A 24,759-nucleotide genomic window follows, 5' to 3' on the forward strand; every position below is an offset into this window, starting at 1 on the left:
TAGCAATCCGTTAACAGTTATTCCCAAAGCGGCTCTTTATTCCAATCGTCTACAAAACCCATCTGCCTGACTGCTATACCCGGATGGAGGGCTATTAAAGCATGCAGCCTGGCAGAAAAAGTATTTCCGTGGCACACCCGGTCTAACAGATACTTGAGCGAACATAGCTGATTGTATAACATTCTTGAAAAGTGCATATTAGCAGGTAACCTGGAAATCCAGGGGTATGGCATGGTAGAAAGCCTTTGTGGAACAAAATCATACATCCGGTTACAAATTCTGCTATGATGAGCGCAAAGATTACGTAGAATAGTTACAGATTGCATCCAACTCACGAAATACACATAATTGGGAAGCCCAAAACTGCGCGCTATCTGATTTTTCTCAGGTAAAGCAGTACTGATATTGCTGTAGACCTTTGAGAGAGTGCCTAAAGACAATACCTGCATAGTCTTCCATGCCGGCGGGAAATTGGACTTCCCATATACTTCGTCATGATGAACAATGAACTGTTCCTTAGACCGTCCAATTTCTTCCTCTATTTTTAGTTTATTCTCCTCATAATGATCAGGATAATGGGCTAGCCCTGCGTTTACGAACCAATATGGACCGTATACCAGGGACATGTATTGTACCATAATGGTACGCAGGGAAACTTCTATCCTTTCAATCGCATCATAGACTAACATGCGCAATTCCCTGTCAAAATTATAGAGCTCTACGATCTGCTCGAACGTCGTATTTACTGCAAATGTATGTAACCTGCCATCGGTTTGAAAAATCTGCCAGTATCCGGCTAATCTGTAATAGCCAACATGCGTCAACCAATGTTCAGCCAGTGCGATATCTTTAATCAGAAGTCCACGTGCCGACAATAATTTAATCTGATCCTGTATAGAGAAGGCTGGTTTATTAAAAACAATGGAACCCATATATAAAAAAAAGTCTCGCCGTGGGACGCTGTTCAAGTGGGTAGCGTGGCGAGATCTGTTATTACAATGTTATGATTAAAATATCTCTCACCCAAATTTTATTTTTCGTTATGTCATAAACTCAATTTTTTTAAGAGTACAACATAAAGAGTAGTTACTATGCAAAAAGGGTGAAGGAAATCTAATCTAAATCATTGGGTTGCTATTCATTTTTCAACTATACCTTTTGCCGCCTGTATAATGGCCGGCACAGCTACTCCCGTTACATAATTGCCCGCCACTTTTATTCCCGGATACCGCTGCTCAAAAAAGCGTATCTGCTGTCTTATCTGCGCATGCCCCACATTCAATTGCGGTATGGCCTTATTCCACTGACTGAAACGTTGCATCTCGGGCGGTGTCTTCAGTCCCAATAGATCCATCAGTTCCTGTACGACTGTTTGTTGTAATTTCTCCGCGCCTAAGCGGTCAAACAGTTGTTCCTGCCTTGCGCCACCTATCATAACGGTGAACAAGGTCTTTCCTTCAGGCGCGCGGGCCGGGAATACGGCTGAATTACAGATGGCTCCCAGGAAATGTTTTCCAGCGGCATGTGGTATAAGGAACCCAAATCCTGCCGGTGCTTTCTCCTGTGCTTCTGCGCCGAAGCCCAGGTGTAACACGCCCATACGTGGATAAGGAATGCCCTGCAGCTGCGATGCCAGGGAGGCGTCCAGGCCCTGTATGGCAACAGCAGTACTGTAAGCTGGCGTGGCAAAGATCACGCGTTCTGCATTCAGCATACCGGTGCTGCCATTCTCGTTATATTGTACAATGTAGTCTGAAGCGCCACGGGTAAGGCCTGTTACAGCACAGTTCAGCCTTATATTACCAGTCAGCAGCGACAACAATTTTTCCGTCAGCACGGCATTGCCGCCTTTGAATGCAATGATCTTACGGCCGCCCATTGTCTTCATATTCTTCATGAGCCCTTTCGTTACGCTGCCGTACTTTTTCTCCCACTGCGGCAACATAGGTAACACCTCCGAAACAGACATCAGGTCGGGATTGCCGGCATAGATACCTGATAAAATAGGCTCAAACAGGTACTCATTCACTTCATGTCCGAAGCGGCGGCTCACAAAAGAAGATACCGATTCTTCCCCGTCCGCAGGATGGGGCCTGCGAAATCTTTCTGTAAACAGGCGCCATTTGGCCCCTCCGCTGATATAATTTGATTGCAGTATTTTAAGCGGATGAGGTGATACCGCGTGCAGTTGATTATTTCTGACGAGGAAACGGTTCTTACTCGCAGCAGATGCTTCCAGTACCTGGTCATGCAGTCCCAGTTGATCAATGTAGGCCATTATTTCCGGTGAAGCAGCAAAGGAGTTCGGTCCCGCATCCAGTTCATAGCCATCCACATGTAATGACTTTATGACGCCACCTGCGTGAGATCCTGTTTCCAGTATCTCATAGGGAATACCTTTCTGCTCTAATTCATAAGCAATGCTTAAACCGGTAATACCGGCTCCGACAATGATAACGGGCTGTGTTTTCATGGTAGTGGCTATTTGTAGAATAAATAACTCCGGTTAGGATTGCAGGCTCGTCATCCACTTCACGACTGCCTGTACCCATAACGGATGTACGTTCATACAGGGGATCATCGTAAAACTGTCACCTCCGCTGTTGATAAAAGTATGCTTACCCTCCACTGCGATCTCTTCCAGTGTTTCAAGACAATCAGAAACAAACGCAGGGCAGGCTACCAGCAACCGCTTCACACCTTTCTTCGGCAGCTCTTCAAGCGTGGCAGCCGTGTAAGGTTTCAACCACTCTTCCCTTCCCAGGCGGGACTGGAAGGTAACGCTCCACTTCTCCCTTGGTATATTAAGCTTCTCCGCCACCAGCTCCGACGTCACATGTACCTGGTGACGATAACAGAATTCATGGGCGGGGGAATCTACCCTGCAACAATTTTCCACCTGCATACAATGCTTCCCGGTGATATCTCCTTTTCGTATGTGCCTTTCAGGTACACCGTGATAGCTGAATAACAGGTGATCATACTCCTGTGCCAGGTATGGACGCATACTTTCCGCCAGCGCATTGATATAGTCAGGTTCATTATAGTAAGGAGGAACGATCGTCAGACTGAATGTATAGCCCTTCTTTTTATGTACCGCTTTGGCATGTTCCACCGCTGTTTCATAAGAAGACATGGCGTAATGCGGATACAAAGGCAACAGGATCACCTCTTTCAGATCAGGATTTTGTTTCAGCAGCTTGTCAAAGGCGGCCTCCTGCGACGGGTTACCGTAACGCATGGAGATCTCCACCGGCATCTGCAGATCGTGCTGTACCGCGTTTTGTAATTGTTTTGTCAGCACAACCAGGGGAGATCCCTCTTCCCACCAGATGGATTTATATGCTTCAGCCGATTTAGGAGCGCGCTTAGGCACGATGATACCTTTTATCAACAACAAACGGAACAGATAGGGATAATCAATCACCCGTTTATCCATCAAAAACTCATTAAGATAACGCTTAACATCAGGTACAGCCGTAGAATCAGGCGATCCCAGGTTCATCAGAATAATTCCTTTATCAGATTTAGCTTCCATCCTTTACTTAAATTGTTGCAAATGTAATAGCTTATCCAGCCTGCAAATGTCATACAATTGTTGAAATAAATTAATTATTCGTTATCCGGCGATAGATAATACTTATCAGCGTTCAAACTGATAAAAATCATTTTTCTGCAAGCCCTGTTACCATGTGTAGAAATGACACACTAATGACAGCCTCTTGCCCTTTCTTGCGGTCTATGCGAGTATTTTTGCACCCGGAAGCTTATAAGAATAAAATGCAGGGTAGTCATTCTAAAGATATAGCCCATTTTCATATCGTTGGTATCAACTATAAGAAAACAGATGCTGCTATAAGAGGATCGTTCGCTATTAACCAGGTACAATACCAGCACTTAATTGACAGTGCAAAGTCTCAACACCTGGATGATATATTTGTGCTCTCAACTTGTAACAGAACTGAGATCTATGGTTTTGCCGATGATCCGCAACAGCTGGTGGAACTGGTGTGCCATGAAACCGAGGGAGATTGTAATCTGTTCAGCCAGTTGTCGTACGTGAAATCAGGCGAAGATGCCATTAAACACCTATACCAGGTAGGAACAGGACTTGACTCACAGATCCTTGGCGACTATGAGATCATTGGCCAGATACGTACCGCCACTAAATTCGCTAAAGCGAACGGATGTTTCGGCGGTTTCCAGGAAAGGCTGGTCAACAGCGTCCTGCAGGTATCAAAGCTCATCAAGAATGAAACAGGCCTCAGCTCCGGTACCGTGTCTGTAGCCTTTGCGGCCGTACGTTTGCTGGAACATAAAGTGCCTGACATCCTTAATAAAAAGATCCTGCTGGTGGGCGTCGGCAAAATAGGGCGTAACACCTGCAAGAACATGATGGACTACCTGGGCGTGAACCAGGTAACACTTGTGAACCGTACCACATCAGTAGCAGAGGAATTCGCAGCACAGCATGGTTTGCGTCATGCGCCATACGAGCGGCTGGCAGAAGAATTACAGGCAGCTGATATCATCCTGGTGGCCTCCAATGCGCCGGAACCGACCATCCTGCCTGCTCACTTTGAGCAATCTTCTCCTAAACTCATCATCGACCTCTCTATCCCTTTTAATGTGGCGCCGGAAGTAAGAGAACTGTCACATATTGAGCTCGTGAACGTGGATGAACTGTCGAAGATCCAGGATGAGACGTTACAGATGCGCCTGCAGGAAGTGCCCAAGGCATTATCCATTATCGAGGAACACATGAACGAGTTCCTCTACTGGTATAAAATGCGTAAACACGCTGTGGTGCTGAAAGCGGTGAAAGATAAGCTGACAGAGATACACGCAAAGGAAATACAGCAACAAAAGAACGGCAACCAGTACAACCTGGAAGATATTGAAGCAGTATCTTCCCGTATCATCCAGAAGATGATCAACCTGATGGCTGGAAAGGTACGCCGGGAAACAGATAAAAGTGATCAATATATCGCCATGATCAATGATATCTTTGAGACAGGCGTTAACCAGGAATAATTCATGAACAGAGAAATACGGATAGGTACAAGAGAAAGCCAGCTGGCACTATGGCAGGCTAATAAGGTAAAAGCCCTGCTGGAAGCACAGGGATATACAACAACATTGGTACCTATCAAAAGCGAGGGAGATATCGACCTCGTCACTCCACTTTACGAAATAGGCGTTCAGGGCATTTTCACCAAAAGCCTGGACATCGCTCTTCTCAGCGGCCGTATTGATATTGCCGTTCACTCACTCAAAGACGTTCCGACACAATTACCTAAAAATATTATACAGGCAGCAGTCCTGGAAAGAGGTCCCGTAAAAGACCTGCTGGTTTATAAGCAGGATACCTCTTTTCTTGACCAGCCGGGGTATATCGCTAATATAGCCACCAGCAGCGTAAGGCGTAAAGCCCAGTGGCTGCGCAAATATCCGCATCACCAGCTGCATAACCTGCGGGGTAATGTGAATACCCGCCTGCAAAAGCTGGCGGCCGAGAACTGGAATGGCGCCATCTTCGCTGCCGCCGGACTGGAAAGGATAGGCATACGTCCCGCTACCTCCATAGAGCTGGACTGGATGTTGCCTGCGCCCGCTCAGGGCGCCGTAGTGGCCGTATGCCGGGAAGATGATAATTTCTGTCAGCAGGCCTGCTCACCACTGAACGACCTGGCTACAGCCCTCTGCACCCGTATAGAACGCGATTTCCTGCGTACGCTCATGGGTGGTTGTACCACTCCCATCAGCGCTTATGCTACTATAAGCAATGACACGGTGCATTTCAGCGGAGAACTCTGCAGCCTGGACGGCCGGCAACTATTCACCGTCACTGAGCAGGCGCCCCTGCAGGATGCAGGCCTTATTGGTAAAACTGCCGCAGAAAAGATCCTCGCACAGGGCGGCGATAAAATTGTTGCACAAATAAGGGATGCCGTCAAATAAAAGATATCGCATATTAAGCACTAAAGCGGTCGACCGACGATTGGTCGTGATAGCAGCGGCCCAAAAAATCGATATCGAGGCAAAAGGATTCATCAATACACAAGCGTTGATCACAGACAGCCTGAAACAGCGCATACACCAGCTGTTCCAGGAAAAAGCAACTGTCATCTTCACCAGTGCCAACGCAGTACAGGCACTGCTTGATCATTACCTGCACCCGGACGGAAAGTACTATTACGGCACCTGGATGGCCTTCCCTCCCAATGTAACCGACGAATACGTGGAAGCATATAAAAAGGGAGGCTTCTTTTCCCCCGGATGGAATGTATACTGCCTGGAAGGAGCCACAAAAGAGGCTTTAAAGCAACAATATGACATCCGGCACAAAATAGCCGGTACTGCAGCTAATGCGGCTTCGCTGGCACAAGAGATCATCAGGAACGGAGAAAAAGGCCCCCTGGTCTTCTTCTGCGGTGATAAACGCAGAGATGAACTCCCGGACCTGCTGCAACAGCACAATATCATACTGGAAGAACTGATCGTATATGAGACAACGGAAACCCCTGCCCTCGCAGGACAGGAGTATGATGGTATACTCTTTCTCAGTCCCAGTGCCGTAAAAAGCTTCTTTTCAGTCAACACCCTGCCGCAGCATACCGTCTGTTTCTCGATAGGTCCCACCACAGCCCGGGCCCTGCAGGAACATACCGGCAATAAGATCATTACCAGTACAAGCCCCTCCATGGAGCAGCTTGTAAAAACAACGATATTTTACTTTAACAACATTAACTGACAAAGAATGAGCGCCTTAAAGAATGACCTTTTACTGAGAGCTTTACGCGGAGAAACAACAGAACGTGTCCCTGTATGGATGATGCGCCAGGCCGGCCGTTACCTGCCCGACTATATCAAACTGCGGGAGAAATACTCTTTCTTTGAACGCTGCATGAACCCCGAACTGGCCACCGAGATCACCGTGATGCCGGTACACCAGGTAGGTGTGGACGCAGCTATCATCTTCTCCGACATCCTCGTGGTACCACAGGCCATGGGTATGGAAGTACAGCTCATAGAAAAGATCGGTCCCGTATTGCCCGACCCGGTAAAAGGTGCGGATGATCTGAAGAAACTCCGTGTACCCGATGTAAAGGATACGCTCAACTATGTCTTTGAAGCCCTCGCATTAACAAAGAAAACACTGGATGGCGCCGTTCCCCTGATCGGGTTTGCAGGCGCGCCATGGACGCTGCTCTGCTATATGGTACAAGGCAAAGGCTCCAAAACATTCGATAGCGCCAAGGCATTCTGCTATCAGCAGCCCGAAGTAGCCCATCAGCTGCTGCAGATGATCACAGATACAACCATCGCTTACCTGAAAGAACAGGTAAAAGCGGGCGCTGACTGTATACAGCTGTTCGATTCCTGGGGTGGTTTATTGAGTCCTCAGGACTTCGAAACCCTCTCCCTTCAGTACATGCGCCAGATCGTGGCTGCACTGAAAGATGTGTGCCCGGTTACCGTATTCGCCAAAGGCGCCTGGTTCGCACTGGAAGAAATGGCCGCTACCGGCGCCAATTGCCTGGGTGTTGACTGGTGTATCCAGCCTGCCCGCGCAAGACAATTTGCAGGCAACAACGTAACCTTGCAGGGGAACTTTGATCCAGCAAAGCTGCTGGCGCCCATTCCTGAGATCAAAAAGGCTGTGAGGGAAATGCTGAACGGCTTTGGCAAACACCGCTATATTGCGAACCTCGGCCATGGCATCCTGCCAAATGTGCCTGTTGATCATGCCAAAGCATTCATTGAGACTGTAAAGGAATTCTAAAGGAAACCTGCCATGAACATAAAAGATAATTTCATCACCCTCATACATCGCCTGCAGAATGAGATCTGTACGGCACTGGAAGATATTGATGGTAAAGCAAAATTCCGTGAGGACCTCTGGGAACGCCCTGGTGGCGGCGGTGGTAAATCGCGCGTTATTGCGGATGGCAATGTATTTGAAAAAGGCGGTGTCAGCACATCTGTGGTACACGGAGAACTCCCGGAACTGATGGCCAAACAGTTTGGTGTAGGTCAGGCGCAATTCATGGCCTGCGGCATCTCTCTTGTTATCCACCCCGTAAACCCCTTCGCGCCCACCGTACATGCCAATTTCCGTTACTTTGAACTGTACGACGACAATGGCACCCTGAAAGACGCCTGGTTTGGCGGCGGAGCCGATCTGACGCCTTACTACCTCGATGAGCAGGACGGTATCCATTTCCACCAGACATTCAAAAATGCCTGCGATCCTTTCGGTAAGGAACTTTATCCGCTGTTTAAAAAACATTGCGACGAATATTTTGTCAATAAACACAGGAACAACGAAGCCCGCGGCATTGGCGGTATTTTCTACGACTACCAGCGCCCGGGTGAGAAAATGAGCGCGGAACAGTTGTACGAGCTGGCCAAAGCTAACGGTGAGGCCTTCCTGGAAGCCTATCTGCCCATTGTAAGAAAAACGAAAGATATTCCATATACAAACATTCACAAGGACTGGCAGGAATACAGGCGTGGACGCTATGTAGAGTTCAACCTGATACATGACAGGGGCACCTTATTTGGCCTTAAAACCAACGGGCGTACGGAATCCATCCTGATGAGCCTTCCGCCCAGAGCCCGCTGGGAATACGATTATCATCCCACCCCGGGCAGCCCGGAAGCTGAACTGGTGGAATTCCTGAAACCCAGGGACTGGGCCATCTGAACACATTAAAACACATTTACCATGATACGTAGAAACAGGATATTGAGAACTTCTCCCGCCATCCGCGCGATGGTTGCAGAAACAGTACTGAGGCCCAGCGACTTTATTGCACCGTTGTTCATTGTGGAGGGGCAAAATGTGAAAGAAGAGATCATTTCAATGCCCGGCTATTTTCGTTATTCGCTGGACCTCACCGTGAAGGAAGTGAAAGAGCTGTGGAACATGGGTATTAAGAGCGTATTACTGTTCATCAAATGCGCTGATGAACTGAAAGATAATAAAGGTACGGAAGCAGTGAATCCCAACGGTTTAATGCAACGTGCCATTAAAGCCATTAAAGACGCTGTTCCGGAAATAGTAGTGATGACCGATGTGGCGCTGGACCCCTACTCTTCTTACGGCCACGACGGGATTGTTGAGAATGGCGAAATTGTGAATGATATCACGGTGGAAGTATTGTCACGTATGAGCCTGAGCCATGCCGAAGCAGGCGCCGACTTTGTAGCGCCCAGCGATAAAATGGATGGCCGCATCCTTTCCATCCGTACTATCCTGGAGCAACACAGCTTCCATAAAGTAGGTATTATGGCCTACAGCGCCAAATATGCATCCTGCCTGTACGGTCCTTTCCGTGATGCACTGGACTCTGCTCCGGGCTTCGGCGATAAAAAAACCTACCAGCTGGACTTTGCAAACAGCGATCAGGCCCTGAAAGAAACCCTGATGGATGTGGAAGAGGGAGCTGACATTGTGATGGTAAAACCAGCCTTGTATTACCTGGATGTGATCCAAAAGATCAAAGATCATGTACACGTACCGGTAAGTGCTTACCATGTAAGCGGAGAATATTCCATGATCAAAGCAGCAGCTAAAATGGGCTGGCTCAACGAAGAAAAAGCCATTATAGAAGCGCTTACCAGTATCAAACGTGCAGGCGCAGATCTGATCGCCACCTATTTTGCAAAAGATGCGGTGCGATTATTGTAACAACAGCACATGCTTTTCAGTTAAAAATATTTATCACTACCACCATGTACACGCAAAGCAAATCATTATTTGAAAGAGCCAAACAGCTCATTCCAGGCGGTGTAAACTCACCCGTTCGCGCATTCAAAGGTGTGGGCGGCTCACCCATATTCATGAAGAACGCCAAAGGCGCTTATATGTATGATGTGGACGGGAACCGCTACATAGATTATATCAATTCATGGGGGCCAATGATCATGGGACATGCCTATGAACCGGTAGTGAAGGCCATCCAGGAATATGCCACCTACTCCACCTCCTTCGGAGCGCCTACAGAGCTGGAAATCAGCATTGCAGAACTGATTATCAGCATGGTTCCCAACATTGAGCAGGTACGTATGGTGAATTCCGGTACGGAAGCCTGTATGTCAGCCCTGAGGCTGGCAAGAGGGTATACCGGCCGCAATAAGTTCATCAAATTTGAAGGTAATTACCACGGCCATGCAGACTCCTTCCTGGTAAGCGCAGGAAGTGGCGTAGCCACATTAGACATACAGTCTGTCCCCGGCGTTACGCAAACCGTCGCCGCCGATACACTTACCGCTCCTTACAATAATTTACCGGCTGTGGAAAAACTGATTGCCGCACATCCTGACCAGATAGCGGCCATCATTGTTGAACCAGTTGCCGGCAATATGGGCTGTATCCTTCCACAGGAGGGCTTCTTACAAGGACTGCGCTATCTCTGCGACGAGCATAACATCCTGCTGATCTTCGACGAAGTAATGACAGGTTTCAGATTAGCACGCGGAGGTGCACAGGAACTGTTCGATATTAAAGCAGATTTGGTTACCTTTGGCAAGATAATTGGCGCAGGTATGCCGGTAGGCGCCTTCGCAGGAAGTAAAGAGATCATGGAACATATCGCCCCTGCCGGGAAAATTTATCAGGCAGGAACATTGAGTGGTAACCCGATTGCAATGATCGCTGGCTATACGCTGCTGAAAACGCTGAACGAGAATCCGGATATTTACCGGCAATTAGCGGAAAAAGCTGCTTACCTGGCAGGAGGATTGCAATCTGTACTGAGTGCGGCCGGGATTGTTCATCAGGTCAACAATCTGGGCTCTATGATGAGTGTTCACTTTGCAGAGTATCCTATCATTAATTTTGAAGCTGCTTCAGGTGCCAACAATGAGTTGTTCAAACATTTCTTTCATGCTATGCTGGAACGCGGTATATATCTGCCACCTTCCGCTTTTGAAAGCTGGTTCCTCAGTACTGCGCTGACAATAGAAGATCTTGACACGACGGTAGAGGCTGCAAGATCAGCCATACAGTCTTTACATAGTTAACAATTCAAATCCTGTGCAGAGTGGAAAAACGCCCCGGTCATGTGCCGGGGCGTTTTTAGTTTTCCCGGAAGGAAGTCTTGCCTTGTTACCTCTCTCCCAACGATCCTTTATTCCCCCACCCCATTGTAGCCGTCACTTTTACTTTTTATGAGAAAACAACCATGGCAGGAGATCGGGTTCGGCAAAGGCATTATCCCAGCTGTTATGCCCCACACCCGGATATTCTGAATATTTTACATCGGCCTTCAGCTTCTTCAGGGCCTCCACATAATCTCTTGATCCAGAAACTGGTACAACATTATCCGCACCACCGTGGAAGATCCATATTGGCACTTTTGCAAATTTCACCGCAGTATTGACATTGCCTATCCCACAGATCGGAAAGGCTGCTGCCCACATCTTCGGATAACGGGCCAGCAGGTCGTAGGTACCTATCCCCCCAAGTGATAATCCACCGAGATAGATCTGCCTGCTGTTCACCTTGTCGATCTTTATCAGGCTGTCTACCAGCAGCTTTACCAATAATCCCGGCGTAGATTGCCTGTCAGTACCATCGGAAAATTCCCGTTTTATGGCCCTGCCCGTACTATCCCTCGTCACCTTCATGGATGACCACATCGAATCAGGAGGGCATTGCGGAAATATCACAAAAGCAGGGAAGCGCTGACGCAGCGAATCTTTCAGGAACAGGCTGCCGCCATGCAGTAACTGGGCCGCATTGTCAGTGCCCCGCTCGCCCGAACCATGCAGGAATACTATCAGGGGATAGGATTTCTGCGATTCATATCCCGGCGGCTGTAACATACGGTAACGCAACGTGTCGCCATTGTGTATGAAGGTCTCATAACTATAAGCACTGAAATCAGGATTCGACTGCGCATCCGCATAGGAGCAGAAAAACTGTACTATCAGCAGTACTGCCAGGGTCCGGAGTATTTTCATAATGGAATGTTTGAATGTTATATTGAAATTAAAAATTTTCAACCAGGAAAATATCAGGTATCACAAGACATGGTCCTTTCCATAAATATCTGTAAGACAAACGATAATCCCGGCCACAATGTGACAACCGGTCTCAGGTAAAGATGGCGGGAGCTATATAAATAAAACGGGGCTGTATCATACTTTGACACAGCCCCCGGATCTTTTATTATGCAAGTCAATACCTGCTCACTGTATTAATACACCTCCATGTAGCAGGTATCATACTCTCACTGGTATTCAGGCTCAAGAGCGCTGACAAGACCTTCATTCACACACTCAATGACCTTAATATTTCAGTATAAAATGTTGTTTCACTTTCATATCAGGACGGAAAAACACCAGGCCGATGAAGAACAGGTCTACTGTAAAAGTAACCTTTGGATGTTGCTGGATGGTATGCCATGCAGTTTCCATATCCGGTGTCCAGTGAATATCGTCAAAGATGAACAATGACTCATCATGTACTTTGGACAGGCATTGCTCAAAATAGTTCAAGGTAGGTGCAGAACGATGATTGCCATCAATATACACGTAGTCCAGCCGGGGCAGTTCCTGCAGCAAAGCCGGCAATACGGTATCAAAATTACCGACATGCTGCTTGATATTATGCAGCTGCAACGCTTCAAAATTGCGGCCGGCGCGGGCGGCAATATTAGGACATCCTTCAATGGTATGCACAGTGGCAGATGGCGCTGCTTTTGCCATATAGGCAGTGGACATGCCCATGGAGGTCCCGAGTTCAAGCAGGTATTCGGGTTGAAAATATTGTATCAGGCGGTAGAATAGTTGCCCGAATTTAGGCGGTTTGGCGGCATGCCGGGTGATATCGCTCACTTTACGTTCCCTTCCTGCATTGGTAAGAGAACCCGCTCCCAGGTCAGTGACCTGCAGGGTTTCCGTGCTGCGCAATAAAGATTTCCGTAATTGTTCGATTTCCCGGAATGTTGCCGGCTTTTTCTTATCCCGTAACACTTTCTCCACAAGGTCAAATACGAAAGGAGAATGTACATCATGCCGGTTGCCCGCTGTGAAATAATAATGCAGGTACTTTTTAGCTAATTCCCACTGTAGGCCCAAAATAGACAGTTTAAACAGTTATTTATCAGTTATATATTTCCGCTTTGATCCATCCCCACATATGCAGGCGGTGTTGCAGGGATACCCGCAATACGCCAAACCCATAGACAATGCTGCGTCTTAAGTTAATACTTGAGGCTTCTTCAAAGTATTTGGTGGGGCAAGTTACTTCACCTATTTCATAACCCTTCATAAAAATCTGAGAAAGCATTTCATTGTCGAAAATGAAATCGTCGTCATTGGCCATATAATTAATGTTTTTCAACACTATTGCTGAAAATGCCCTGTACCCGGTATGATATTCACTGAGTTTTTGTCCGATCACCAGATTCTGTACCAATGTCAGAAAACGGTTCGCAACATACTTATAAAGCGGCATTCCTCCGTTCAGCGCGCCGTTGCCGAGTATACGGGAGCCCAGCACTACAGGGTACACATTGTTGGCTATAATACTGCTCATTGCAAGGATGAGCCTTGGAGTGTATTGATAATCAGGGTGTAACATAATCACAATATCAGCGCCCAGTTCAAGCGCTTTGTTATAGCAGGATTTCTGGTTCCCGCCATAGCCCTTGTTATTATCATGTCGGGTAATATGTTTGATTCCCAGCCGCTTTGCAACGGCGACCGTCTCATCTTTGCTCGCGTCATCTCCCAGTACGATTTCGTCAACAATATCACGGGGTATTTCATTGTAGGTTTTCTCCAGCGTCAAAGCGGCATTGTAGGCGGGCAACACAACCACTATCTTTTTATTATTTAACATGAAAGTGGGTAATTTGCGACCAAAGTTAATAAAGTAGTTGAATGACTGGCAATTTCAACTTATTATAAATTGTTATCTTTGTGTAAACACGTTTTTTGGCACCATATTTTCATGGGTTGCTATTGAACGCAAACGCAATATTGCATGCAAAAACAATTACAGGTCGCAACTGAGAGCGGACATCCTGACTGTCGGCTTTGTGGGAAGAACGTATCCTATTGTGAATGTTTTGCTTTTTTTAAATCAGTCAAGATCACGCATTTAAATTCTATGAGATATCTGACACTACTACTGATTTTACTTTCAAGCTTTCATTATGCGCAGGCACAGGAACCGGAAAAACCTAAGCCGCCGACTGAGCAACCTAAAGGCGATCCAAATTCAGAATTGAAGAATGTGGTAATGCCGCAGGTAAGGACACAGGACACTACCATCCGCAGGATCATGGAGGAACTGCAGCGTATCAACGACAGCGACAAACAGAATTCTAATGCTATCCAGGGCTTGCTGCAGGGACGTGAGATCGACAATATCACCAAATATGAACTGATCCGTAACAACATCGTATTCGCCAGTGAAACTTATTACCTTCTAAATAAAAAGATCATTGATCTGAAGTCACGTACTACTACCAATAATCTCGACGTATTCATCACTTCACTGAACAACCCGGAAAGTAAAGAACTGGGCTTCTCACTGAGTGACCGTATTGTAGAACTGGTAGAGAAAGTAGTGTTAAAGGGCAAGGCTGACAAGAATGAAAAGAACAGCAAGATCGTTGAATCTACCAAATCCATCATTGCCAGCCCTATCTTCCAGAGCTTTACCTCTTTAACGCCTCCGCTGGCCATTGCCAACTCAGTAATGAACTTCCTGCATAGCATCAGCGTGAACAATAAAGAGATCAATCAGAATACACTGAAAGAATTCGAAAAAGAGCTGAATAAATATGTAGTGTATTATACAGCCCTGAACGATGCGAACCAGAAATTTGAATATGGCCTGAACTTCAATAAAGATCAGCTTAATCTCCTGCAGGACAACTTGTACGATCACCTCATGTTCACAGCAAGCGCCCTGAAATATCAGCTGCCACAGCGTGGTAACAAATCGCTTGGCGAGACGATGAACGATTTCTTCTTTGACTTTAAAAGAGACAAGGTAGTGACGTTCTTCAGCGATCTGGAACAGAAGTACAGCAAAGGCAAAAAAGTAGATTACGAGGCTTTGCTGCGTGAGAATCCCAATCTGAAAGAAGTGAACAACCAGTTGGAAGATCTGATCCTGCAGACCAAACGTTTTGAGAACCTGTATAACGAATACTTCACGCTGCTGGATTCTTATTACGGCAAAGTGAATAGCTCACTGAAAATAGCACAGGACAATGGCTTGGCAGATAAGAACACGATTGATACCAAACAGGCGGAGTTCCGTAATCTGAAAGATGAGGCAGTGAAAGAGATACAGGCTTCTATCAATATCAAGGAACTGTACAACAATACCGATAAGATCAAATACAGATACAGAATATTTTAGCAGGTCGTTTTCTGCGTAAGTAAAAAGGACGGATTACTTTTAGTAGTTCGTCCTTTTTTGTTTTGCTTGTGTTATTGTTCCCAATTGATTTTTTCACGCTAAGTAGCTCATATGCTTTATTGCCCTCCTGGATTTTTTCACAATAAGTAGCTCATATGCTTTATTGCCTCCTGGATTTTTTCACGCTAAGTAGCTCATATGCTTTATTGCCCTCCTGGATTTTTTCACGCTAAGTAGCTCGGTTTCAGTATGGGATGTCGGTCGGCGCCTCTTTGGTTGGATGTCTATCAGGCATTTGGAATCGTATAAGCTGCTGAATCATTATTTAGCTGCATCAATCGTATCTCAAAGAGCCGAAGGCCCGACATTCCCATCTGAAACCGGTGCTACTTACGCTCTCCCTCCTATAGTTTCTTGGCTTCTGATTATTATGAGAGCAGTTATTCTCAGGCATCTATATACAATAGTTGTGTTTCAAATGTGTCACGGCATATCAGTTTAGCACCTCCTATTAGGCTATAGAAGCCAAGCAATAACCAGGAAGCCGATAATTACAACGGTTTCAGGTGGGAAGCACTGGCATTGGTTGTTTGAAGCATGCCCACACGATTGACAGGGGTTTAATACATATTCAATAGCCCACACGATTCCAAATGCTTATAGCTCGCAGCTTCAAAGAACCACAGCCAGTGATCCCAGCCTGAAACCGGCGTATCGCAAATAAGTATGGCATCTACCAAGACAACACAAGCTATAACAAGGACGCCAATAAGTACAACGGTTTCAGGTGGGAAGCACTGGCCTTGGTTGTTTGAAGCATGCCCACACGATTGACAGGGGTTTAATACATATTCAATAGCCCACACGATTCCAAATGCTTAATAGCTCACAGCTTCAAAGAACCACAGCCAGTGATCCCAGCCTGAAACCGGCGTATCGCAAAGTAAGTATGGCATCTACCAAGACAACACAAGCTATAACAAGGACGCCAATAAGTACAACGGTTTCAGGTGGGACGCACTGGCCTTGGTTGTTTGAAGCATGCCCACACGATTGACAGGGGTTTAATATATATTCAATAGCCCACACGATTCCAAATGCTTAATAGCTCGCAGCTTCAAAGAACCACAGCCAGTGATCCCAGCCTGAAACCGGCGTATCGCAAACAAGTATGGCACATACCAACACAACACAAGCCATAACCAGGATGCCAGGACCTACAACGGTTTCAGGTGGGAAGTACTCGCTGAACCGCTTATTGCAGACAACGAACACCTGACGACAGTTATTTGATACCACACCGAATTCATGACCTTGATCATACACAATTCGTCATTCTTATTCGTAATTTTGACGCATGACCACTGTTCAATTAGAATATATTGTTGCGGTTGATACCTACCGAAGCTTCGTCATTGCGGCTGAAAAATGCTTCGTTACGCAACCTACGCTCAGCATGCAGATACAGAAGCTGGAAGACGAGCTGGGGGTCAAGATCTTCGACAGGAGCAAGTTACCTGTGATCCCAACGGAAATAGGTATAGAGATCATAGCACAGTCCCGTATTATTCTGAAAGAGAACGGGAAAATTAAAGAGATCATCGGCGAACATAAAAAAGAAGTACAGGGACACCTGCGCGTAGGTATTATTCCAACACTGGCGCCCTACCTCCTGCCCCGTATCCTGACGGGTTTCATGAAGAAATACCCAAAGGTGAAACTGGAGATATGGGAATACCCAACGGAACAGATCATACAGCAGCTAAAGCAGGAGCAGCTGGACTGTGGCCTGCTGGCAACACCACTGCATAATCCTAACCTGGAAGAACAACCGTTGTTCTACGAGTCTTTTGTAGTATATGCAGCAAAGACCAATAGCCTGTTTGAAAAGAAATATATTAAACCGGAAGATATTGACGTGAGGGAAGTATGGCTGCTGAACGAAGGACATTGCATGCGTAACCAGGTGCTGAATATTTGTCGCGATAAATTTACAATGGGCGAATATAAGAACCTGGAATATAACACGGGCAGTGTAGAGACATTGAAAAGAATGGTAGACCTGAATGCGGGATATACTATTTTACCGGAACTCTCCCTCCAGGAAATGTCTGCGAGACAGATGAATATGGTGCGCTATTTCAAGGCGCCGGAGCCGGTAAGGGAGATCAGTATAGTAACACACAGGTTCTTTATCAAACAGGCCTTAATTGCCGCCTTTAAGAAGGAAATACTGGCACATGTACCAGAGAAGATGAAGGTCCAGAAAAATAAAAAGGTGGTAGACATCACAGTGGACAAATAACCCATTGAGTAAACTATAAAAGAAAAAGCATCCGTTTATAGCGGATGCTTTTTCTTTTGATATAAGCTATCTGATTATTTCTTGATAGGCGTATAGTACTTCATAGCCTCAGGCATGAGCTTCTGCAGTTCTGATACACGACGCTCATCGCTGGGGTGCGTACTCACCAGTTCCGGTGGTTTGTTGCCGCCACCTGCTGATGCCATACGCTGCCAGAAAGGAATCGCCTCCTGAGGATTATAACCGGCCATCGCCATGAAAATAACACCCAGGTGATCCGCTTCCAGCTCATTCTTACGGGAGTATGCCAGCATACCGAGGTTGCCGCCTACACCGAACGACTGCAGGAAGATATTCTGCGCCTGCGGATTACGGTTAAGCGCTACAGAACCAGCTACCTGGATCCCCTGTGCTACTACCTGCTGACTCATACGCTCGTTACCATGACGGGCAATAGCATGGGCAATTTCATGCCCCATTACGCATGCCAGCGCTGTCTCGTTCTGGGTTACAGGCAATAGACCGGTATACACCACAACTTTACCACCCGGCATACACCAGGCATTCACTTCTTTACTATCTACCAGGTTAAACTCCCATTTATAATTCGCTACCTCGTTCCCCAGGTTGTTCTGGGTCATATACTTGGTAACTGCAGAAGCAATACGTTGCCCCACCCTTTTTACCATTTCAGCATCCTTGCTGGTTGTAGCGGCAATCGTTTTGTTCTGGGAAAGAAAACTCTGATACTCCTGCAGCGCCATGGATTGCATAGTGCTTTCAGGGATCAGGTTCAACTGGCTACGGCCAGTGATAGGTACTTTTGCGCAAGCTGTGATAAGCGCCAGACCAGTACCGATAAGAAGAAGTTTCTTTTGCATCTGAAATTTGTTTTTGACAGGTATTACCCCGTCCGAAAAGTGCTACTACAGTTGTTTAAAACAACTTTGATCGTCACACCATAAAGCATTTGAACACCCTATAACGCGACAATCAAAATCCGAGGAAAATTAAACATTTATATCATTCAGTACAATAGATATGCCAGAATGGATACGGCATACCTGGTAGCAGCGCAGATTATTTTTTGTCCCTCCTGTTTTTAAATAGGGGTACCTTGCTCTCATTACCGTTTATAAGACGGAAGATGTTCTTCTGATGCGTCAATACCACCATCAGTGCAACAGCAATAGCAAAAATGCGATAGAATACTTCAGGTTCATTGAAAATGTAGAGGATCAGGATCGGAAATGCGATGCTGGCTGAAATGGAGCTCAGCGATACATACCTGGTCAGCGAAAGGCTCAGCAGGAATACGCCTACACAGCAGATAGCCACCAATGGCTGGATGGCCAGCACCAGGCCGAACAGGGTAGCAATACCTTTACCGCCACGGAAATTTGCCCAGATAGGGAAAATGTGACCTATTACAGCAGCGAGGCCCAGACCGATCTGGAAGTTCACCAGTTGTGTTGTTACCTCCTGCAGATGTTCAGGGTTCTGATAGTAGCCCACCAGGTAAGCCAGACGTACGGCCATTACTCCTTTGAGCATATCCACCAACATCACAAAAGAACCTGCCTTTGGGCCTAATACACGGAAAGTATTGGTAGCACCGGCATTGCCGCTGCCATATTCCCGGATATCCATTCCAAAAACACCTTTACTTACCCACACCGCAGTAGGTACGGATCCAATCAGATAAGCACAAAATAGTAACAATAATTCTGTCATACAACAAGTTAGGTTTTGCTAAGATAGTAAATTCGTTCGTTAAAATTAAGAAAACATTAAGAATTTCGTTAACACGAAAATTGTATAGTTTTCAGATTAATATTAACTAATTTATCTAGACCAAGCACAACTATCTTGCTAATAATTTCATAGCCAGCCAATTATCCTTCTCCAGCTGGGCCTCCAGCACCAGTGCGTTCCTCCTGGCTGCCTCCAGGATCGCAGTCTCATCCTCTTTTAAAATCCCGCTCAGCAGTAAAATACCATCCCTTACGAGTATACGGCGCATGTCTCCCATAAACTCAAGTAAAATATTACGATTGATATTAGCCAGCACTACATTATAACTGCTCCGGATACTCTTCAGGCTGTCCGCCTGCCATACCTTTACCGGCAACGCATTATTATTGGCGATGTTCTCTTTCGTATTTTCTACCGACCAGGTGTCAATATCAATCGCATCCACTACAGCGGCCCCCATCTTATAAGCGAGAATAGCCAATATGCCCGTGCCGGTACCAAAGTCAAACACATTCTTTCCCACAAAATCAATGCCTTCCATCAGCTTAATAACGGAATAAGTAGTAGCATGATGGCCGGTTCCAAACGACATCTTCGGAGTGATCAGTATCTCATGCTGCGGCGCGGGAACGAAAGGGGGATGGAAAGAAGCCCTGATGCCGCAGAAATTATCCACAAGTACAGGTTGAAAATTACTCTCCCATACTGCATTCCAGTTAGTCTGCTCAATACGTTCCTGCGTATACGTCATACCAAAACCAGCTGTCAGCTCATTCGTTTCTGCTGCATTGAAATCCTCTTCAGGAATGTAAGCAACGAGAACATTACCGGGTTGTTCTTCAAACCCCTCAAAACCTTTCTCTGACAACACTGCTACCAGAATGTCTTTTGTATCATCGGTACAGGTCAGGGTAATTGCTATATGTGCCATAGCAACAAAGATATAGAAACTAAATGCATGATATATAACGCGTACGTGTCAGAACTGCGCCCAGACCTGTTATTGTAATGTTAATAACTAATGTGGCAACTGATAAATGCATAAAATTATTTTATTATATTTGCAATATCTTTAATTGAAAACCATATTTAATGAGAACCTTATTATTAACAGTGACCATGCTGGTAACAGCCCTCGCCAGCCATGCCCAGGAGATCGTCAAATTGTACCCGGACGATACCATGAAAGATTCAATCGTCTATAAGAATGGCACCAGCATCCTGGTTATCAATCGTGTAGATCTGGTGAACTACATGAAGGGACTGGACACCGTATTACAAAAGACCTGCTACAGCGATAACAGGGCTTTCCATAATGTACAGTTCAGCCATCTGACTGCACAGGAAATCGAATCTCACTTCACCTCCGCACTTGCTTTTCTGGGCGATTCCACACACACCAACCTGGAATACAGCACAGACAAATTTGTTCAGTTCTGGACAGAAGGTGAGAACATTCTCCTTCCTTATATAGAAGATATGTTATCCAGCCTGCTGACAGACGGAAGGATCAAAGTGATCGACAAAAGCACGCAAAAGTCTGTACCACAGTACACAATTTTCTGGGAAGACATCGCCGGTCAGCCATTCAAGATCTATAAATTACCTTCCGGTAAGATCATCTTCAGAGAAAGTAATCACTACATAGAGCAGTTCGCAGGAAGCGGCGCTGCCAGATAAAAAATAAAGTAAATTCATCAACGGATAGATAGTCGATAGTCAACAGAAAAGGCCAGTGCAGGTGCGCTGGCCTTTTCTGTTGCTGCTATATGCTGTACTCATCGCTGCATATTCCGGATATGATCTCCGCTTTAGGTACGTTATAGCGATACCTGTTGCAGGTATATGTTTCAATTATATCTCTGAATATTCCGCAGGTTGCAGGAATATGATCTCTGACCTGGATACATTATGGCTGTACTCCGGCTTTGCCAGCAGGGTTTTCCACTGTGCATCACTGCTGAATGCCTTCCAGTGCTCATCCCTGGAAGCACGATTATCAAAAGTAGTCATGTACATAAGATTCGGCATATGGCTGCCGCTCAATACTTCAGCATAGAACACTGCATTGAAACCAAGTCTTTTGAAGATACTGATCTCATCTCCCTTGTTGAACATATCTACTTTATTGCGGTACAGTTTATCCGTCGGACTTTCATAACTGCGCAATTCGTATATACGTTCACTTTTGGGTCCTTTTAAGCCTGGCAGTTCCATTTTAGTCATGCCCGGAAATGCTTCCAGGATAATGGTTTCCTGGCGTGTATACGTCGGCTTGTCCCATGCTGCGTCAATGAAATCTTTCGCTGCCTGTTGATAAGCACTGTTCTGCAACAATGTTCTCGGCAACTGTAACAACTGCTCAGGCGAATTGCCGGGAATAAAAACATACACTCTGCGATCTGCAGTAGTATCATTACCTACAGGCTTAAATACGCCAACATGCGCAGCACCGGCCTTGTGCAAAGCAGGAATGAGCGCATCTTTCAGGTAGTTGTCCATACGCGTTTCCTGTTCAGCATCTTTCAGATGATAGATCAGGATGCTGTAAAATTCTTTCTTCGAAGGAGCATGATGGGCGGCCTGTAACAAACATGGCAGGAGGAACAGGATCATTCCCAGCGCCAGACCATGAAATCCGTTTAACGAAATGCTTTTTGTTTTCAAGATGTGGAAATTTTAGTCATGAAATATAGTGCGAATTATCCGGCGGTAAAATACAATTTATAGGAGCGGTCAGAGAGTATGACAGCTTTCTCATAAATAAGATAGCGCTAAATAAAACAGCCGCCCTGTGGTACAGGACGGCTGTTAAGTATGTTGATCTGGACGATCTGTCTGAATTATGATTCCTCATCAAACATAGGCTCCTGCGGTTGATCCGGCGGAGGTGTAGGACGGCCACGCTCGCCTCTGTCACCACCATCACGTGGACCACGACGGTCTCCGCGATCACCACCACGGTCATTACGATCTCCGCGAAAATCGCCACGTCCGCCACGGTCTCCTCTGTCGCCACGGCCACCTCTGTCACCGCGATCTCCACGGTCTCCCCTGTCACCACGATCCCCTCTGTCGCCACGCTCGCCACCTTCAGGTCTTTCAACATAACCTTCTGGTTTTGGCATCAGTACACGACGGCTCAGTTTGAACTTACCGGTCTTAGGATCTGTACCTACCAGTTTCACTTTCACCTTTTCACCTTCAGACAGTACACCGTCCATTGTTTCCAGGCGTTTCCATGAAACTTCGGAGATATGCAACAGTCCCTGTTTACCAGGCAGGAATTCTACGAATGCACCGTAAGGCATTACTGATTTTACGGTTGACTCATATACTTCGCCGATCTCAGGAACAGCAACGATACCTTTTATCCATTCGAGAGCCTTCATCAGGCCTTCTTTCTGTGCAGAGAAGATACTTACTTCACCGGTTTCACCAACTTCTTCGATGTTGATGTTTGTACCGGTTTCGCGTTGGATCTCCTGTATCACTTTACCACCTGGTCCGATCACAGCACCGATGAATTCGCGATCAATGATCAGTTTCTCCATACGTGGTGCATGTGGTTTCGGTTCAGGACGTGGCGCTTCCATACATGCATACATTGCATCAATGATATGCAAACGGCCTTTACGAGCCTGTTCCAGCGCTTTACGCATTACGTCCATGCTTAGGCCATCTACCTTGATATCCATCTGGATACCGCAGATACCATCGCGTGTACCGGTTACTTTAAAGTCCATATCACCCAGGTGATCTTCATCTCCGAGGATGTCTGTGAGCACCGCCCATTTTCCATCGGAAGCACGGGAGATCAATCCCATTGCCACACCGGAAACATGCTTCGGAATAGGCACACCTGCATCCATCAGCGCCAGTGAACCGGCACATACGGTAGCCATAGAAGAGGAACCGTTGGATTCGAGGATATCGGATACTACACGTACGGTATAAGCGTATTCGCTGCCCGGCATCATCTGCTTCAGGGAGCGCATCGCCAGGTTACCATGACCTACTTCACGACGGCCGGGGCCACGCATAGGTTTCACCTCACCTGTAGAGAATGGAGGGAAGTTATAGTGCAGTATGAACTTTGAATATTTTGAAGTCGCAGCGCTTTCGATCAGCAGTTCATCATCTGGCGTACCCAGGGTCACGGTAGTGAGTGACTGGGTTTCGCCACGGGTGAACAGGGCGGAACCGTGCGGTGAAGGCAGTACATCCACTTCCATGTTCAGCGGACGTACCTGGTCCAGGCTACGGCCATCCAGGCGAACGGATTCATCCAGGATCATGTTACGGATCACTTCCTTTTCCAGATCATGGAAGTATTTGCCTACCAGTGGAGCATCCTCTTCGGAAAGCTCACCCAGTGATTCAACCAGTTCTTCACTAATCTTGTCGAAGGCATCACCACGGTCGTGTTTAGCGGAAGCAGATTTCGCTACAGCGAGGATGCGGTCTTTAGCAAAAGCAGTTACCTTCGCTTTCAGTTCCTCATTTGCATAAGGCAGGTCAAATGCACGTTTGCCGGTTACACCAGCTTTGTCGCGCAGTTCTTCCTGTGCCTTTACCTGTACCTTGATAGCATTGTGGGCGAATTCGATTGCCTTGATGATATCTTCCTCGCTGCACTCCTTGCTCTCTCCTTCCACCATCATGATGTTCTTGTCAGTAGCACCGATGATGAAGTCCATGTCAGCTTTCTCCAGCGGAGTGCGGTTTGGATTTATAACTAATTGTCCTTCAATTCGGGACACTCTTACTTCTGAAATAATTTCCTGGATGGGCACGTCAGAAACGGCCAATGCTGCAGAAGCAGCGAGACAAGCCAGTGCATCCGGCATCACTTCCGGATCGGAAGAGATGAGGCTCACCAGTACCTGTACTTCGCAGTAGTAATCATCCGGGAAAAGGGGGCGCAACGCGCGGTCGATCAAACGTGAAATTAAAACTTCATAGTCAGACAGCTTTCCTTCGCGCTTGAAGAAGGAACCTGGTATACGTCCTGCAGAAGCAAATTTTTCCTGATAATCAACAGTAAGGGGGAAGAATGATTGTCCGGGTTTTGGAGTTTTAGCTGCAACGACGGTAGCCAACAGGATACAATTGCCCAGACGAACCGTCACAGCACCATCGGCCTGGCGGGCTAACTTGCCAGTTTCAATGGTCACGATCCGGCCATCTCCTATATCGAAATTAACTGAGATAGGTGTCAGATTCATAAAAATGAGAAGATTAAAATGGTATACCTAAAAAAAAACTATTCCCAACCTTATAAGTTGGGAATAGCGCTATAAAA

General features: G+C 46.5%; 21 protein-coding genes. 10 read left to right on the forward strand and 11 right to left on the reverse strand.

Translation table 11 applies throughout. The annotated features are described in order from the left end of the window. Window positions 1-17: 17 nt before the first annotated feature. From MYF79_RS28405 to hemH, 3 genes are all read right to left on the reverse strand, one after another. Window positions 18-932 carry an Abi family protein gene (locus MYF79_RS28405; protein WP_247811245.1) on the reverse strand — a complete coding sequence of 305 codons (915 nt, stop codon included), beginning with the start codon at window positions 930-932 and terminating at the stop codon, window positions 18-20. 206 nt (window positions 933-1,138) lie between these two features. After that, on the reverse strand, window positions 1,139-2,473 hold the full coding sequence (gene hemG, locus MYF79_RS28410) for a protoporphyrinogen oxidase (protein WP_247811246.1): 1,335 nt from the start codon (window positions 2,471-2,473) through the stop codon (window positions 1,139-1,141). Window positions 2,474-2,506: 33 nt separating this feature from the next. Continuing rightward, the gene (gene hemH / locus MYF79_RS28415) at window positions 2,507-3,538 is read right to left on the reverse strand and encodes a ferrochelatase (RefSeq protein ID WP_247811247.1); all 1,032 of its coding nucleotides are present in this window, start codon (window positions 3,536-3,538) and stop codon (window positions 2,507-2,509) included. A 203-nt stretch (window positions 3,539-3,741) separates the two neighbouring features. On the opposite strand from hemH, the gene hemA reads away from it, so the two are divergent. Genes hemA through hemL form a run of 7 tightly spaced genes read left to right on the forward strand, consistent with a single transcriptional unit; the run spans window position 3,742 to window position 11,031 of the window. Further along, complete coding sequence (gene hemA / locus MYF79_RS28420) at window positions 3,742-5,034, forward strand: glutamyl-tRNA reductase (RefSeq protein WP_247811248.1); 1,293 nt, start codon at window positions 3,742-3,744, stop codon at window positions 5,032-5,034. A gap of 3 nt (window positions 5,035-5,037) precedes the next feature. Further along, window positions 5,038-5,961, forward strand: coding sequence for a hydroxymethylbilane synthase (gene hemC, locus MYF79_RS28425; protein WP_247811249.1), 924 nt, complete (start codon window positions 5,038-5,040; stop codon window positions 5,959-5,961). Further along, window positions 5,948-6,754, forward strand: a complete 807-nt coding sequence (locus MYF79_RS28430) for a uroporphyrinogen-III synthase (protein WP_247811250.1) — start codon at window positions 5,948-5,950, stop codon at window positions 6,752-6,754. The genes hemC and MYF79_RS28430 overlap by 14 nt, the downstream gene beginning before the upstream one ends. Window positions 6,755-6,760: 6 nt before the next feature. Next, window positions 6,761-7,786 (forward strand): uroporphyrinogen decarboxylase, encoded by a 1,026-nt coding sequence (gene hemE, locus MYF79_RS28435; protein ID WP_247811251.1) that lies wholly within the window; start codon window positions 6,761-6,763, stop codon window positions 7,784-7,786. A 12-nt stretch (window positions 7,787-7,798) separates the two neighbouring features. Next, complete coding sequence (gene hemF, locus MYF79_RS28440; RefSeq protein WP_247811252.1) at window positions 7,799-8,710, forward strand: oxygen-dependent coproporphyrinogen oxidase; 912 nt, start codon at window positions 7,799-7,801, stop codon at window positions 8,708-8,710. Between the two features lie 21 nt (window positions 8,711-8,731). Next, complete coding sequence (gene hemB / locus MYF79_RS28445) at window positions 8,732-9,697, forward strand: porphobilinogen synthase (RefSeq protein ID WP_247811253.1); 966 nt, start codon at window positions 8,732-8,734, stop codon at window positions 9,695-9,697. Window positions 9,698-9,741: 44 nt separating this feature from the next. Continuing rightward, a complete protein-coding gene (hemL, locus tag MYF79_RS28450; protein ID WP_199652802.1) occupies window positions 9,742-11,031 on the forward strand; it encodes a glutamate-1-semialdehyde 2,1-aminomutase in 1,290 nt (429 codons plus the stop codon). Window positions 11,032-11,169: 138 nt separating this feature from the next. Here hemL and MYF79_RS28455 read toward each other — a convergent pair whose 3' ends face one another. From MYF79_RS28455 to MYF79_RS28465, 3 genes are all read right to left on the reverse strand, one after another. Continuing rightward, window positions 11,170-11,973 (reverse strand): dienelactone hydrolase family protein, encoded by an 804-nt coding sequence (locus MYF79_RS28455; RefSeq protein WP_247811254.1) that lies wholly within the window; start codon window positions 11,971-11,973, stop codon window positions 11,170-11,172. A gap of 327 nt (window positions 11,974-12,300) precedes the next feature. Then, window positions 12,301-13,092: an O-methyltransferase gene (locus tag MYF79_RS28460; RefSeq protein ID WP_247811255.1), complete on the reverse strand. Its 792-nt coding sequence runs from the start codon at window positions 13,090-13,092 to the stop codon at window positions 12,301-12,303. A gap of 25 nt (window positions 13,093-13,117) precedes the next feature. Beyond that, entirely contained in the window at window positions 13,118-13,858 is a 741-nt protein-coding gene (locus MYF79_RS28465) for a glycosyltransferase family 2 protein (RefSeq protein WP_247811256.1), read from the reverse strand. 270 nt (window positions 13,859-14,128) lie between these two features. On the opposite strand from MYF79_RS28465, the gene MYF79_RS28470 reads away from it, so the two are divergent. Together MYF79_RS28470 and MYF79_RS28475 are read left to right on the forward strand one after the other, a co-directional pair. Then, complete coding sequence (locus tag MYF79_RS28470; RefSeq protein ID WP_199652806.1) at window positions 14,129-15,394, forward strand: hypothetical protein; 1,266 nt, start codon at window positions 14,129-14,131, stop codon at window positions 15,392-15,394. A 1,357-nt stretch (window positions 15,395-16,751) separates the two neighbouring features. Next, the gene (locus MYF79_RS28475) at window positions 16,752-17,699 is read left to right on the forward strand and encodes a hydrogen peroxide-inducible genes activator (RefSeq protein WP_199652807.1); all 948 of its coding nucleotides are present in this window, start codon (window positions 16,752-16,754) and stop codon (window positions 17,697-17,699) included. Window positions 17,700-17,773: 74 nt separating this feature from the next. Here the strand turns inward: MYF79_RS28475 and MYF79_RS28480 are convergent, their stop codons facing one another. The 3 genes from MYF79_RS28480 to prmA form a co-directional block, all read right to left on the reverse strand. Continuing rightward, complete coding sequence (locus MYF79_RS28480; protein ID WP_247811257.1) at window positions 17,774-18,580, reverse strand: M48 family metallopeptidase; 807 nt, start codon at window positions 18,578-18,580, stop codon at window positions 17,774-17,776. Between the two features lie 199 nt (window positions 18,581-18,779). Continuing rightward, window positions 18,780-19,433, reverse strand: a complete 654-nt coding sequence (gene plsY, locus MYF79_RS28485; protein WP_089835016.1) for a glycerol-3-phosphate 1-O-acyltransferase PlsY — start codon at window positions 19,431-19,433, stop codon at window positions 18,780-18,782. A gap of 130 nt (window positions 19,434-19,563) precedes the next feature. Next, entirely contained in the window at window positions 19,564-20,385 is an 822-nt protein-coding gene (gene prmA / locus MYF79_RS28490; protein ID WP_247811258.1) for a 50S ribosomal protein L11 methyltransferase, read from the reverse strand. Between the two features lie 161 nt (window positions 20,386-20,546). On the opposite strand from prmA, the gene MYF79_RS28495 reads away from it, so the two are divergent. Continuing rightward, window positions 20,547-21,134 carry a hypothetical protein gene (locus tag MYF79_RS28495; protein ID WP_247811259.1) on the forward strand — a complete coding sequence of 196 codons (588 nt, stop codon included), beginning with the start codon at window positions 20,547-20,549 and terminating at the stop codon, window positions 21,132-21,134. A 174-nt stretch (window positions 21,135-21,308) separates the two neighbouring features. On the opposite strand, the gene MYF79_RS28500 is transcribed toward MYF79_RS28495, so the two are convergent. Together MYF79_RS28500 and MYF79_RS28505 are read right to left on the reverse strand one after the other, a co-directional pair. Beyond that, complete coding sequence (locus tag MYF79_RS28500; RefSeq protein ID WP_247811260.1) at window positions 21,309-22,121, reverse strand: NIPSNAP family protein; 813 nt, start codon at window positions 22,119-22,121, stop codon at window positions 21,309-21,311. A gap of 176 nt (window positions 22,122-22,297) precedes the next feature. Further along, complete coding sequence (locus tag MYF79_RS28505) at window positions 22,298-24,682, reverse strand: polyribonucleotide nucleotidyltransferase (RefSeq protein ID WP_247811261.1); 2,385 nt, start codon at window positions 24,680-24,682, stop codon at window positions 22,298-22,300. Window positions 24,683-24,759: the final 77 nt, after the last annotated feature.

Origin of the sequence: Chitinophaga filiformis, assembly GCF_023100805.1 — a bacterium.
Classification (GTDB): Bacteria; Bacteroidota; Bacteroidia; order Chitinophagales; family Chitinophagaceae; genus Chitinophaga; species Chitinophaga filiformis_B.